We start from the raw sequence: 13,610 nt of genomic DNA on the forward strand, positions 1-13,610 counted from the left end.
ATTGACCTTTTGCGCTCAGATACTTTCGCTAAGATACTTTCGCTAAGATAGTTACTTTATCTAAGAGAGTAATCACTGCACTATTTTTAGTTTGTTTTATAAAACCAAATCCACTTAATTATTAATCCAAAGGATATTTATATGGCTATTAGCTTAACAAAAGGCGGCAACGTAAACTTATCAAAAGAAGCGCCAGGTTTAACCAATATTACTGTCGGTCTTGGCTGGGATCCACGCGCCACTGACGGTCAAGAATTTGACTTAGATGCGATTGGCTTTTTGGTCAACGAAGCAGGCAAAGTCCGTAACGACCAAGATTTTATCTTCTTTAATAACTTAAAGTCAGACAATGGCGCGGTTGAGCACACCGGCGATAACCGTACTGGTGAAGGCGACGGCGATGATGAAAAAATCAAAATCAACCTAGCTAGTATCCCAGCTGACGTCAGCAAAGTCGCTATCTGCGCCATCATTTATGAAGGCACAGCTCGTAACCAAAACTTCGGTCAAGTTGGTGATGCTTACATCCGTGTGGTAAACGATAACGGCGAAGCTGAAATCGCTCGTTATGACCTATCAGAAGATGGTAGCACTGAAACAGCGATGATTTTTGGTGAATTATATCGCCATAGCGGTGACTGGAAATTCCGCGCGGTCGGTCAAGGCTTTAGCGGTGGTCTTGGACCATTAGCAGCCTCTTACGGCGTCAACGTTTAACGTTAAAATAACGTCATCGTTTTATACGATAACTGTAAGACCGCTATTAAGCCCCCTATCGCAATCGATTATTTGATTGCGATAGTTAATAAGCCATCAAGTGTGCCTGTTTAAAGCATTTGATGGCTTTAAATGTAATTGGCAGGCTTAAATTAACAACGATGATTTTTATAGAAAACGAAGCATTTAAAAATTTCAGAATAAGGATTTGCACACCATGGCCGCAACATTTAGCTTAATCGGCACTATTGAACCTTTTTTGCATTGTAACTTAAAAAAAGGCGATTCAATTTATTGTGAAGCCAATGCCATGGTGATGATGGAGTCGAACCTTGAGCTGAAAGGTAAGCTACAAGGTGGGCTCATGCAATCACTGATGCGCCGCTTTGCTAACGACGAGTCACTTTTTCAACAGCAGATTGAAGCCGTCAATGGTGAAGGTGATTGTTTGCTGGCACCCACACTAGATGGTGATATGCAAATCATCGATTGCGGCGCTCAGCAATATACTTTGAGCGATGGCGCGTTCGTTGCCGCACAAACTGGCGTCGATATCAGAGCCAATATCCAGCGCAACCTTGGCGGCGCGGTATTTGGCGATACTGGCGGCTTTATGGTTATGCAAACCCAAGGTCAAGGTCAGGTAGTGGTGTCAGGTTTTGGCTCACTATTTGAGATTGATGTGACGCCTGACAAAGACGTCATCATTGATAACGGCCATGTGGTCTGCTGGGATTCAAACCTTGATTATAAGCTTTCGGTATCGACCAGCAAGAAAAAAGGCATCATGAGCAATATTATTAACTCCGTCACCAGTGGCGAAGGCATGGTTTTAAACTTCTCAGGAACGGGCAAAGTTATCATCTGCTCGCGCAATCGTGACAGCTATCAAGGCTGGCTACAAAGCATCTTAGGTACTAGCTCAGGTGGTCGTGGTGGCAATAACGGCTTACTTGGCAATATTCTATAACACTTTTCCAATAACTATCGTTTTTAAATAACTATTATAAGGACAATCACATGGCAGTTAGTTTACAGAAGGGTCAAAAAATCTCCCTCAGCAAAGAAGCTGGTGGTGAGCTTACTCAAGTAAAATTGGGTTTAGGTTGGGATGTCTTTCAAGGACCGCAAGAGAAAAAGGGCGGCTTCTTGGGTAAATTGTTCGGCGGCGGCACGGGCGGCGACTCTATTGACTTGGATGCTTCTTGCATTATGTTCGATAGTAATAAACAAGCGGTCGATGCGATTTGGTTCAGTCAGCTAAAATCAAAAGATGGCAGTATCGTCCATACTGGTGACAACCGCACTGGTGACGGCGATGGTGATGATGAAGTCATCAATGTTGATTTATCAAAAGTTCCAGCGAACGTAGTATCACTGGTATTTACCGTAAATAGCTTTACCGGTCAGACGTTCGAGACAGTAGAAAACGCCTTTTGCCGTATCGTTAATGCCAATAATAATACTGAAGTGGCGCGCTATAACTTATCGTCACAAGGTACTCATACGGCAATGATTATGGCAAAAGTGTATCGCCATAATAATGAGTGGAAAATGCACGCCATTGGCGAGACTGCTTCTGGTCGTACTTTCCATGATTTGATGCCTGCTATCACACCGCATGCGTAAATAGGTTAAGCAGTCGAACTTAAGACTGTGAATCATCTATAAGCAATCAGCCCGTCTATTTATAATAGACGGGCTGATTTTTTGTATTAAATAATACTATTAAAGCGCTTACTTACTACCACGTTTCCAGCTAAAGCCCCAGTTAAAGGCTTTATCCATCTCTTGATGGCCTTTAAAGTACTGGTTAATACGCTCAACATTGATACTGCCTTGCTGATTGACCAAACGCGCAATCGCACACATTGGTAAATTACCCGCCCCTTCTGTCAAACGAGTTTCAATCGGTGGCTGGTCGGGTACATGAATGGTTACGACGCCATCGGTTTGCGCCCAATTTGGTGCACCTTCGTAGATAAAAGCAAAGATAAACACTTCCTCAATCTGCGACCACTGTTGTCCATTGATATCGAGCCACTCACCGCCGCTGACTTGTCCGGTTCTATCATCGGCACGCAACAATACATAAGGCGCTGATTGTAGATTACCAAAGCGATTGCCCAAGGCCTGAATCAGCGTTTTTTCGCCATTTTTTAGATGAATCATCGCCCCAACATCAAGGTCAATACCAGCGGCTTTATGCTGCTTAAACAGGTCGCCTAGCAAGCCTTTTTTAGGGGCTTGTGTGCTGCTATCTGGGCGCTGATTCCAATTAAGATTGACAGAAATTTTACCAAAATCATCGCGTTTTTTTAGATTGATGCTAGATTGGTTTTTAGTTAAGGTGATTTTACTTAAGTTAATTGACGGGTTTTGAGAAGCTGTAGGAATTGGCGGCGGCGTCGTTGTTTGAGGCGCACTACCCGCTTTTTGCGTATTGATAGGTCTTTGCGTATTGATAGATTGAGATGGGCTTTGCGCTTGATTTTGTGACTGGTCTTGAGCTGGAGCTTCATCGGCAATTTCAACACCGAAATGTTCAGACAAAGGCTTTAAGCCACCTTCAAAACCTTGGGCGATAAAACGGAATTTCCAACTGCCTTGGCGGCGGTAACACTCTGCTAAAATAATGGCTTTTTCATTACGTCCGGCAGCACTTAACTGACAAGTCATCAGTACTTGGCTGCCTTGTAAAACCTGAATATCCACATCGCCGACTTGCGCAAGCGTTTGCGCACTAGAAAACGCAAGGGCTATCTTCTCAATACTCGCAGGCTGCGCAGGTAAGTTAATATCAAAAAATCCATCGCTATCATGACCACGGAAACTGACGCTGCCATCATCGCTACGCGTCTGCCCATAAAATATCATGTCGCCATCGCCGCGTACTTTGCCTTCAGTCGTCAGGCGATAAGCGGCGCAATCGATGGCGCTTTGGCTTAAAATACGAATGCTGATATTATCCGTTGGCAGCGGTGCATTAGCGCCAGCAATCAGTTTTTGAGGTTGACTCATCATTTATCCTTTAGGTTATTTATTATTTGTTTATATAGGTGAGGTTGGCTATCGCTATATAGTAGCATGGATAGCGCCTGATTTTTACAGTGCACGGCACAGTTCAACAAGGCGTTAACAACGCTACAAAAACATTTTTACAAATCCTTAATGCTATTTTGTCAGCAGCATTTATAACGCTTAGCATTTGTATATAATAGACCCTGCTATAACCCATACTGTTAATAAACACTGTTAATCAATACTGTTAACCAACGCCGTATCGCGCCTTGGGTTATTACCTTATTAAATGCCAGTCCCAGTTATTCCCCTCTAAAATTTATGATAACGCTGAGAGAATTATGAAAACCCCTGCTAACGAAAGCCCTCATACAACGTCGACTGCCGCGCCATCTGCCGTTTGGTTAGCTGAAGGTCAGTCAAGCCAGCGTGATATGTTAGCCAGCCTGCAAACATTAAAAGCCCAATCTGAGACGCCATTTAACATTATCGCGTCACATCGCCATAATAGACCTGAGATTTTTGAGTTTGCCGATAGCATTTACCTTGAGCCTTCTGCAAGCGCTGCAGATAGCGATGAGCAAGCAATGCTCGAACCTTTAGAGCCATTGATGCCGCGTTGGCAGTTTGTCTTAGAGCAAGCTCAGAAAAACAACGTGAAAGTATTACTCACTGGACGCAATGGTATTGATTACGAAGCCCACCGTGAGGCATTTGACGCGGCTGGCATTCGTTTATTGACTGGCGCGACGAGTGTGGCGGCGTTAGAAGCGATAGATGATAAATTTGCCTTTATGCAGCAGTGTCATGAGCATGATATTCCCGTTGCCGATGCATGGCGCTTTGATAATGTCGCAGAGCTTGAGGCGTTACTTGCTACGTACGGTCATCAGCCTTTATGCGTCAAACCGGTTACGGGCATTTTTGCCCAAGGATTTTGGCGCTTAGGCAAAGTTCAAGATGCGGATAAAGAGGCTGGCAAAGAAGCAAGCGAGCCATACGATAGCTTTGAGCATTTATACTTTACCGAAGAGAAAAAAATCAATACCACGCAGTTTATCAATGCCTATGCAAACAGTCTGATGGTGCACGAGCGCCCTATTCCTATGTTACTGATGCCTTATTTATCAGGGCAAGAATACTCTATCGATGTCGTTTGCGAATATGGTGAAGTATTGGCTGCCATCACCCGTTATAAGACGGGGAAAATCCAGCATATCGGCTACGAGCAAGCGGTCATGGATGTGGTTATTCCACTGATTAAAGCCTTTGGCTGTGATGGTATCGTCAGCGTGCAAACCAAGGCCGATGATGACGGTCAGCATCGTGTGCTTGAAATTAATAGTCGCCCCTCTGGTGGTATCGGTTACACCACTCATAGCGGTGTAGATTTAACCCAAGTTGCATTTGGCAATTGGCTTGGCTTAACCGCTAAGCCAAAGCTTGCAGATATTGCACAGCAAATCATGCCCTGCCAAGTACGCTCAATTATGGTTAGCGTAAAGATTGAAGCAGAAAATGCTAGCGAGTAAGTAAAAACAATGAAATAAAAAATCGGCAGTAATAAATCGGCGGTAAAAATCGACGGCAACCGAATATGTTCAATAAGAGGCAGGCGATGACAGCACAAACCACGTTAGTGTTAGGGGCAAATACGGTTATCGCCCAATCGAATTGTTCGGTCGCTTTTGCGATGACAAATCAGCTAAAGTTTGGCGAGCAGCTTGGGCTATTATGGCTGCCTTTAGATGAGCATCGTAAAGCGGCTTGTAGCCCTGCCTATCTGCATGAACCAAAAGAGTGGGCGCAGCTCAATAGCAAGGATAATCCAAGCGCATGGCAATTGGATTTGCCTGCATTGTTTGATAAACAAGGCGTAAGCTTTTTACAATTGATTGCTTATGTTTATCATGAGCCAAGCCTCAACTTACCCGCTGTCGAATTAAGCAAAGTAAATTTAACGCTAAACAATGGCGATATTCATTATGAATTTACCGCAAGTGAGCGCCATGTTAAAGCAGCAATCATATTAGAAATATATCGGCGCAATGGACAATTTAAATGCCGCGCCCTTGGTGAAAGCTCTACGCAAGGGCTGGCAAGCCTAGAGCATCATGTGCAAATTAGCCTCGATATGCGTCCGCCAGATACGCACGCCCTTATCCAAGATGCTCAACGTGCGCAGCAGGGTTATCCTAACGATACGCGCCCGCCAAGACACGTTCAGTCTGGTGAAACTTGGACAGGGACGGCTTTTGCTATTGACCCTTATCATCTATTGACTTGCTATCATGTCATTGAGTCGGCGGCGATGATTGGAATTCGACAACAAGGGCAGCCTGATCGTGAGGCGCAAGTGGTGCTTAGCGATATCGGTAGTGATTCAGCCATTATTAAAGTAAGCGAGCCGCTGCCAAGTTATTTACCCTTAGCACAGCGTTGTACTGATAATTTGGGTGAAACCATTACGACTTTAGGATTTCCATTATCTGGATTGAGCAGCCAACTACAAGTGACACAAGGCTGTATCTCAGGTTTGACAGGGTTTGGTGATGATATTCGCTATATGCAATTTACCGCGCCCATTCAACCCGGCTCTAGTGGCAGCCCTTTATTACTACCGACTGGCGAAGTTATCGGCATGGTGACGTCCAGCCTTGTGCACGAACATGCACAAAATATGAACTATGCGGTGAAATTTCAGTTATTATCCGCCCTACTCGCGAGCGCTGGAATCAGCTTGGATGATTTATCTGGCTCATCTGGCATGTCACGCACGACAGCTGCCGCGTTGACCACACCGCAATTGAGTAAGCAAAGTCGCGGTGCTTTGTGGTTAGTAGGATGTCAGGGTTAAGTAATCATTACAACGATATAAAAATTGAAAGACCAAAGGAAAATAAATGCTAAATAAGCAATACAGCACAACCATTAACTTACCACGCGGCACTCTTGATCTGACTTATCAAACCAATTCAGCCACTGAGAAAAATGAAATAGAACAAAGCAATCACTATCAATTAGAAGACTTGCTTGGATTTGCGCAGCGCATTAATCCTAAACGCGCATTTCTATTTGTATCAAAAGTCTTAGGTCGCCATATTCCAGTCGCGCCTAGCACCATGCGTCATGCTTTTACTGATTTGGCAAACCTAGTACCAGATGATTTGCCTGAACCCATTTTGGTCATCGGTATGGCCGAAACTGCCGTTGGCTTATCTGCGGGGGTACATCAAGCGCTACAAACTCGCTATCCACAAGCTTTATTATTAAATTCTACGCGTCATGCGCAACATGATGACAGTCATGACAAAAGCAGTCACTCTTTATTGACCACGTTTAGCGAAGATCATAGTCACGCAAGCCAGCATCTGATTTATCAAAGTGCAGATAACGTCACTCAAGCGCAGCTACTAGCGAGCAAAACCTTGATTATGGTGGATGACGAAGCGTCAACGGGCAATACTTGCGTCAATGTCGTCACAGCCTTACGTAACGCAGGGCTTGATCAATTAGAGCAAGTACATCTGACCACTTTGGTTGATTGGTCCCTAAATCAGGAACGACATCAGCATCAGGATACAGCTGACTCGGATGACGCTGTGTCTGATCAAATCGCTAAACGCCTACCTAATATCAAGTTTCAACGTCATCACTTGTTATCTGGTGCCTGGACATGGACGGATGCGCCCAACCCTGAGCCGATTGCGATGCCATCGGTCGATACCACTGAGGCTGGCAGTCATACGCTAGGTGATACTGGCAACTGGGGACGCTTCCCAACCCTAGACAGCACCGATGGCTTTGATAATTACCTTTTGAGGTTTCAAACCGTATTCAAGGTGTTTAATAAGCAAGCCCAATCTGAGAAAGAACAGTTTGATAAAGAGCAGTTGCCCAAGCGGATTTTAGTATTGGGCAGTAATGAGTTTGTTTGGTTACCGTTTTTATTGGCTGAATGGCTTGAGACGCAAACTCAAAACTCTACCGTTAATTTTAGTGCGTTAACGCGCTCACCGATTGCCCTTGGTGGCGCGATTACCACTATGCTCAGTTTTAGCGACAACTACGGGCTTGGTATGACCAACTTTGCTTATAATGTTGAGCCTAACGATTGGGACTTAATTGTTTTGTGTGTGGAAACATCAGCGGATAGCGTCGATGACATGTGGCAAAGTTTGGATAATGTGTTGGTGGTGAGTCCGACGCTTTAAGCTGTTTTATGAAAGCTAGCTTACAAAGGCTATCTTATAAAAGCTGTCCTATTAAAACTACCCTTTAAATTCTGCTTTGATTTTCACATTTAACCCTTACGCACGCTTTTATGGCAAATCCTATGACTATCCCATTTTTTCAAGCCAATCCCGATATTATCAAACCCTACGCGCTGATGGATTTGGACGATACGCTTTTTCAAACCCAACGTAAAATTGATGCATGGGATTTGCCAACGTCTGAACCTGAAAATCTAGTGTGCGCGACCGTTAATAAACAAGGCAAGCCACTAAGTTTTATGAGTCAGCGCCAAGCCGCATTCTTTAATTGGCTGCTGCTTAGTACAGAGCTGATAGTGGTCACCGCACGCGATCGCAGTGAAATCAAACGCGTTAAGCTGCCTTTTGATAGCTGGCAGGTCTTAACCCACGGTGCGATTATTCTTGATAGAGACGGCACGCTACAAGCTCAGTGGCAACAGCGTATGCATAGTGAACTTGCACCATTGCAGGGCAAATTGCAGCAGCTGAGCCAATTATTTGCCAATCACAGTAGAAATGACAACAGTCAGCTGGTTTTTACACCGCATATCGATCACTTTAATAATGGCGCTGTTAATGAAGAGCTGACCATTTATCTGGCTATTAAGCATGGGCAAAAGTACCATCAAGCGTTAGTAGAGCTAGCTAAAAAGTTACCAACGTTAATACGTGATTTTGAGCAAGATTTTTATGTGCATGTCAATGCGAACAATCTTGCGATATTACCGCACGCAGTGCATAAACGCCATGCGGTGCAGTTTTTATTAGACCAGCATTTAGACAACCAGCGTCCGAGCTTTGGTTTTGGTGATAGCTTGGCCGATTTACCATTTTTGCAACTACTTGATTGGTACGGCATGCCCAATCATGGTCAGCTACATGAGCGCTTTAGCTCACAGTAATTCTAAACGCTTAACCTCTCCTAGGGCGTGTCCTCATTTTAAAAACAATAATCGAATGCATTTTTGTAAGTAGAAACTATCTTATGACCCATCCTATAACGAACCCTAATATTCAAAAAATACAGGAATATGGCTCAGGCAGCTATCTTGCCAGCGATGTGACTGTGCTGCTTGATATCGTTGATAAAAACGCCGTTGCCGATGTACCCGTCAGTCAAAAAGAAGCGCTCATCCAAAGCGGTCAGCGCCATTATTCTGATATGTTGACACTAGAGCATGCGCCAACTGCCATGCATGAGCAATTGTATCAGCAGGCATTAGCGCAAGGTACAACGAGAACTGCAACTGATATTGCTAACTTGGCTTATACGCTACATCATATTTTTCAGCAAACGGTAAGTACTGAACGTCCATTAATATTAGTCAGCTTGGTACGCGCAGGTTTACCAGTTGGCGTATTGTTGCAGCGTGCCCTATTAGACAATGAAAGGTCAGATACCGATAGCAGCTATGCGTTGCCAAGTGTGCATTATGGTATCAGTATCATTCGCGACCGAGGACTTGATCCAGTCGCGCTGCAGATGATATTGGACGCTCATCCAGACAGCACAATCATATTTGTCGACGGCTGGACGGGCAAAGGGGCAATTTATCAAGAGCTGGCTCGTAGTGTAGAAGTCTTTAGTGACCCTAATCATCCAAATTTTACCAATATTTTCCATCAGGGTGAGAATGTTATTCCTCTATTAACCCTTGCGGACCCCGCAGGCGTTGCTTGGTTGGCGGCAAGTGAGGAAGATTGGCTGATTCCATCGGGATTATTGAACAGTACCGTATCTGGGCTGATATCACGCAGTTTATATACCGAGCCACAATCGGGGCTACATCGTAGCGTCTTTTATGATAACTTGGTTGCGGTAGATCATAGCCTAGCCTTTGTTGATCATATTGATAGCACGCGGCGTGCATTGTCTACGTCTCCACAATACTTGCAAACGTTTGAGCAACCACGCTATCAGACAGCTGCTTTAATTGATACGCTGGCAGCAGAGTATGACATTAGCAATCGCAACCGTATTAAGCCGACCATTGCAGAGGCGACACGGGCGATATTACGCCGTGATCCTGAGCGCATCTTGTTGGCAACCGCCGATCACCCTGATACGGTGTTATTGCGGCATTTATGTAGCGAGCGTGATATCAATATTACGGTATTAGGTGCTAAAATACTCCCCTATCAAGCGATTACGCTGATTAAGCAGCGGGCAACAGATCGCTCATGATTCATTAATGTATTGATGCCTTGATGTATTGATGCCTTGCGAAAGAAATGCATCAATACCGCATCAGCACCGCTGTTTTTATCATACGTCCTTACGCTATGATTTCTTGCTATAACCATTCACTTATCACTATTTACGATGCCAACTATGTCCGATATGCCCCACAATGAGTCTAATCTTTATAATAACAATCAGTCTTATGCCCACCTGATTACTGAGCGTCATGCGATGCTCAAACCGCATACCCATCACCCGTATCAGCTGGGTGCTAGCCTATATATGCCTGCGACGCGGCAAGATATTTGGCAAGTCATTACGCGCGACAAATTACCGACGATTAACAGTATTATTATCTGCTTAGAAGATGCGGTCAGCCATAGCGATGTTGAGTTGGCACTTGAGCGTCTACAAACGCTGCTACATACATGGGCCGCGCATGTCGATAGTATCAATGACCCAGCAAAAAAAGATGGCATTCAATCAAAAGCGCACACCGATCAGCCAACCAGACCTTTGGTTTTCGTGCGCCCGCGTCATCCAGCGATGTTAGAGCAGCTGGCAGATTTTGCCCATATTGATTTGGTAGATGGTTTTGTTTTGCCCAAAGTCGATATGTATAGCTTGTCTAATTGGCGTATGGCCTGTCAGAATTTAAGCACTGAGCAGCTATTGATGCCGACGCTTGAGACGGCAGCGCTATTTAATCCACATCACAATCAAGAGTTGGCGATTGGCTTTAAAGAAGCCTTTAGCCAGCCAGTTTTTGCCCTGCGTATCGGTGGTAATGACTTATTTGCAGCGCTGCGTTTACGCCGTCCTAAAAACAGCATCGTCTATGATACCCCGATTGGTACGCTCGCCTATCAGCTGCTTGGCTGCTTTGTACCGCATGGTTTTTATCTTACCGCGCCAGTATTTGAATACTTAGAGCAGCCAACACTGTTTATGAAAGAGCTGATGCGTGATGTGAACTTGGGACTGGTCGGCAAAACGGTCATTCACCCAAGCCAGATTGCTTTGGTACAGCAAGCGTATTGCGTACCGTTAAGCACCTTGGATGAAGCGCAGGCAATCTTGCATAGCGAGGCAAAAGCGGTATTTAAATATAACGATACCATGCTCGAGCCTGCCACACACCGTGCATGGGCAACAGAAATCGTCAATCGCGCTGAGGTTTTTGGCACCCTTGATGATATTAATAATGACTATACCGCACGGTTATAAATAAAGACGTTAACCTTGCTGCTTTGAAATTAATATTTTAATGTTAATTTCTTAAATAGTTTCAATAAAAAAAGCCGTTATCCTATTTAAGATAACGGCTTTTTTTCGTATAAACACTTTATTAATTGCTATGTCTGATTCAAAACTGGTTCCAGTCTCGCTCAAAGTTAGACACAGTTTGCTAAAAAGGTATTAATCACCTTATTAACCTGCTCCGGTTCTTCTACCGTCGCTGTATGCCCAGCGCCTTTAATAAGCGCAAGCTTAGAGCCTTTAATCGCAAAATGCATCCGCTCCGCCTTTGCATAAGGCGTTGCCGTATCTTCATCACCAACGATAATCAGTGTCGGCGTGCTAATTTCCCCTAGCCGATCATAAGTGGCCGAGCGCTCAATGACGCCTGTGGTCGCCTTAACGACCCCACCTTTACGATTACTTTGTAGCATCGCGAGCCACTCTCTGCGATCAGCCTTACGCGACTTATCGTTCAAAAAGCTATTGCCAAACATAATAGGCATGACTTTTTGACTGACCCGCTTCATCCCAAGCCAGCGGATAGCTTTCATCAATTTGCGATACTGCGGCACGTTTTTTGGGTCTTCAGGGTCTGCTGACGTTTCAAGTAAGGTCAGCGATAACAGTAACTCTGGACGTTTTAGCGCGATACGCTGAGCGACAAAACCACCCATGGATAACCCTAAAAAATGGCATTTCTCAATATTTAGCGCATCCAATAACGCTAGCGTATCCTCGGTCAGCGTCTCCATATCATAGCCTGATTTGGTAATCTCAGACTGACCTTGCCCACGAAAATCAAATGCAATACAGCGGCAGCCAGATTTAAAGTACTCCACCTGCTTATCATACATCCGCGTATTCCATAGCAGTCCATGGGCAAATACCATCACAGGCTTTTGCTTATCATCCGGCGCGCTGTCTTCATAATAAATATCAACGTTATTCACATTTATCATTGGCATAATCACTTCCTTGTTTTTTGCTTGTTGATTGCTTGTTTAGTTAAAGAAATTCTTAAAAATACTGCCTTTTAGCATAATGCAGCGAGCGGAGAGTTCATAGCGTTATTTTTGCACAGTACGCGTTGTATATTCAATAATGTAAATGTTTATTGAAATAGATAAAATTTAAACCTCTTTAAGCGTGCCTTAAGCGCCCACAAAACCCGCTTTTATAATCATAGCAAGCTGCTATAGTAATCAGCTTGCATGACTTGTTACACCTAACCACCATATCCATATCCATCATAACGTCCATTGTTATCAGCAATGCTTATCTAAAATTTCTCATTAAGGAAACCAACTATGTCACAACCTCTGGTCGAATATCATAGCGAAAACCATATTGCCACCATTACCATGAATGACCCTAAGACGCTAAATGCGTTTAGCACGCCATTAAAAAACGCGATTATGGATGCGCTTGATCAAGCCGATCAAGATGCTGACGTCCGCGTGATTGTGCTGCAAGGGTCAAATAACAACTTCTCTAGTGGCGGTCATATCGGTGAGATGCTAGAAAACGGCATGGAATCTGAGGCACTCGTGGCAAAGCTTGATTTTATGCTCAGAGAAGTGGCAGAAGTAAGCCTAAAACTGCGTAATATTCATAAGCCAATTATCGCCAAGTTAGAAGGTGCCGTGGCTGGCGCTGGGATGAACTTGGCATTAACGTGTGATTTCCGTATTGCCGCTGATAATGCCAAATTTGTACAAGCCTTTGTCAATATCGGTTTGATTCCAGATGCAGGTGGCATTTACTTGCTTAATCAGTTGATTGGGGCGGCTAAAACGACTGAGCTTGTGATGCTGGGTGATAAACTCACTAGCGACGATGTCGCGCGTCTAAACTTAGTGAATAACGTCGTGAGCAAAGACGAGCTTGATGCCAGCGTATTGGCATTGGCAACACGCCTAAGCAACCTGCCCGGTAAAGCCTTGGCGTCAATGAAGCATATGATTAACGTTCATGCTTTTTCTGGCTTAAATGAAGCGCTCGATATGGAAGTTGATCAACAAACCATGATGGCAAAAACCGCTGACTTTGCCGAAGGTATCACCGCCTTTATGGAAAAACGTAAGCCCGTTTATCAAGGTAAATAAAAAATCCTAACGCCACCTTCTGTACTATAGTCAGTTCAAAATAAAAGCGAGACATTATAGCTGTGTGCGACTGGTATAAATTTTCCT

At 44.3% G+C, this 13,610-nt stretch carries 12 protein-coding genes; 10 read left to right on the plus strand and 2 right to left on the minus strand.

Features of this window, described 5'->3' with window-relative positions; translation table 11 throughout:
* Positions 1-141: 141 nt before the first annotated feature.
* From ACP7AA_RS10195 to ACP7AA_RS10205, 3 genes are all read left to right on the plus strand, one after another.
* Positions 142-717, plus strand: a complete 576-nt coding sequence (locus ACP7AA_RS10195; RefSeq protein WP_201565719.1) for a TerD family protein — start codon at positions 142-144, stop codon at positions 715-717.
* A 217-nt stretch (positions 718-934) separates the two neighbouring features.
* A complete protein-coding gene (locus tag ACP7AA_RS10200) occupies positions 935-1,687 on the plus strand; it encodes a TIGR00266 family protein (protein WP_426223494.1) in 753 nt (250 codons plus the stop codon).
* Positions 1,688-1,737: 50 nt separating this feature from the next.
* The gene (locus ACP7AA_RS10205; protein WP_426223495.1) at positions 1,738-2,346 is read left to right on the plus strand and encodes a TerD family protein; all 609 of its coding nucleotides are present in this window, start codon (positions 1,738-1,740) and stop codon (positions 2,344-2,346) included.
* 108 nt (positions 2,347-2,454) lie between these two features.
* Here ACP7AA_RS10205 and ACP7AA_RS10210 read toward each other — a convergent pair whose 3' ends face one another.
* The gene (locus ACP7AA_RS10210; protein ID WP_426223496.1) at positions 2,455-3,738 is read right to left on the minus strand and encodes a TerD family protein; all 1,284 of its coding nucleotides are present in this window, start codon (positions 3,736-3,738) and stop codon (positions 2,455-2,457) included.
* A gap of 341 nt (positions 3,739-4,079) precedes the next feature.
* Here ACP7AA_RS10210 and ACP7AA_RS10215 point away from each other — a divergent pair, with 341 nt between their 5' ends.
* The 6 genes from ACP7AA_RS10215 to ACP7AA_RS10240 all read left to right on the plus strand — a co-directional run bounded on the left by ACP7AA_RS10215 (position 4,080) and on the right by ACP7AA_RS10240 (position 11,403).
* Positions 4,080-5,270 (plus strand): ATP-grasp domain-containing protein, encoded by a 1,191-nt coding sequence (locus tag ACP7AA_RS10215; RefSeq protein WP_426223497.1) that lies wholly within the window; start codon positions 4,080-4,082, stop codon positions 5,268-5,270.
* Between the two features lie 86 nt (positions 5,271-5,356).
* The gene (locus ACP7AA_RS10220) at positions 5,357-6,595 is read left to right on the plus strand and encodes a trypsin-like peptidase domain-containing protein (protein WP_426223498.1); all 1,239 of its coding nucleotides are present in this window, start codon (positions 5,357-5,359) and stop codon (positions 6,593-6,595) included.
* Positions 6,596-6,641: 46 nt separating this feature from the next.
* Positions 6,642-7,952 carry a phosphoribosyltransferase domain-containing protein gene (locus tag ACP7AA_RS10225; RefSeq protein ID WP_426223499.1) on the plus strand — a complete coding sequence of 437 codons (1,311 nt, stop codon included), beginning with the start codon at positions 6,642-6,644 and terminating at the stop codon, positions 7,950-7,952.
* Between the two features lie 122 nt (positions 7,953-8,074).
* Positions 8,075-8,896, plus strand: a complete 822-nt coding sequence (locus tag ACP7AA_RS10230; protein WP_426223500.1) for an HAD hydrolase family protein — start codon at positions 8,075-8,077, stop codon at positions 8,894-8,896.
* Between the two features lie 83 nt (positions 8,897-8,979).
* Positions 8,980-10,179 carry a cysteine protease StiP domain-containing protein gene (locus ACP7AA_RS10235; RefSeq protein ID WP_426223501.1) on the plus strand — a complete coding sequence of 400 codons (1,200 nt, stop codon included), beginning with the start codon at positions 8,980-8,982 and terminating at the stop codon, positions 10,177-10,179.
* Positions 10,180-10,326: 147 nt separating this feature from the next.
* Positions 10,327-11,403, plus strand: a complete 1,077-nt coding sequence (locus ACP7AA_RS10240) for an HpcH/HpaI aldolase/citrate lyase family protein (RefSeq protein WP_201618784.1) — start codon at positions 10,327-10,329, stop codon at positions 11,401-11,403.
* 167 nt (positions 11,404-11,570) lie between these two features.
* On the opposite strand, the gene ACP7AA_RS10245 is transcribed toward ACP7AA_RS10240, so the two are convergent.
* On the minus strand, positions 11,571-12,383 hold the full coding sequence (locus ACP7AA_RS10245) for an alpha/beta fold hydrolase (protein WP_426223502.1): 813 nt from the start codon (positions 12,381-12,383) through the stop codon (positions 11,571-11,573).
* Between the two features lie 342 nt (positions 12,384-12,725).
* Here ACP7AA_RS10245 and ACP7AA_RS10250 point away from each other — a divergent pair, with 342 nt between their 5' ends.
* Complete coding sequence (locus ACP7AA_RS10250) at positions 12,726-13,523, plus strand: enoyl-CoA hydratase/isomerase family protein (protein WP_426223503.1); 798 nt, start codon at positions 12,726-12,728, stop codon at positions 13,521-13,523.
* The last annotated feature ends 87 nt before the right edge of the window (positions 13,524-13,610 follow it).

It is taken from the genome of Psychrobacter sp. DWR1-2-3 (assembly GCF_049896465.1).
In the GTDB taxonomy this organism is placed as follows: domain Bacteria; phylum Pseudomonadota; class Gammaproteobacteria; order Pseudomonadales; family Moraxellaceae; genus Psychrobacter; species Psychrobacter maritimus.

Coding starts and splice junctions, on each gene's coding strand:
- ACP7AA_RS10230 (WP_426223500.1), top strand. CDS start 8,075: ATGACTATCCCATTTTTTCAAGCCAATCCCGATATTATCAAACCCTAC.
- ACP7AA_RS10235 (WP_426223501.1), top strand. CDS start 8,980: ATGACCCATCCTATAACGAACCCTAATATTCAAAAAATACAGGAATAT.
- ACP7AA_RS10245 (WP_426223502.1), bottom strand. CDS start 12,383: ATGCCAATGATAAATGTGAATAACGTTGATATTTATTATGAAGACAGC.
- ACP7AA_RS10240 (WP_201618784.1), top strand. CDS start 10,327: ATGTCCGATATGCCCCACAATGAGTCTAATCTTTATAATAACAATCAG.
- ACP7AA_RS10195 (WP_201565719.1), top strand. CDS start 142: ATGGCTATTAGCTTAACAAAAGGCGGCAACGTAAACTTATCAAAAGAA.
- ACP7AA_RS10215 (WP_426223497.1), top strand. CDS start 4,080: ATGAAAACCCCTGCTAACGAAAGCCCTCATACAACGTCGACTGCCGCG.
- ACP7AA_RS10210 (WP_426223496.1), bottom strand. CDS start 3,738: ATGAGTCAACCTCAAAAACTGATTGCTGGCGCTAATGCACCGCTGCCA.
- ACP7AA_RS10220 (WP_426223498.1), top strand. CDS start 5,357: ATGACAGCACAAACCACGTTAGTGTTAGGGGCAAATACGGTTATCGCC.
- ACP7AA_RS10250 (WP_426223503.1), top strand. CDS start 12,726: ATGTCACAACCTCTGGTCGAATATCATAGCGAAAACCATATTGCCACC.
- ACP7AA_RS10200 (WP_426223494.1), top strand. CDS start 935: ATGGCCGCAACATTTAGCTTAATCGGCACTATTGAACCTTTTTTGCAT.
- ACP7AA_RS10205 (WP_426223495.1), top strand. CDS start 1,738: ATGGCAGTTAGTTTACAGAAGGGTCAAAAAATCTCCCTCAGCAAAGAA.
- ACP7AA_RS10225 (WP_426223499.1), top strand. CDS start 6,642: ATGCTAAATAAGCAATACAGCACAACCATTAACTTACCACGCGGCACT.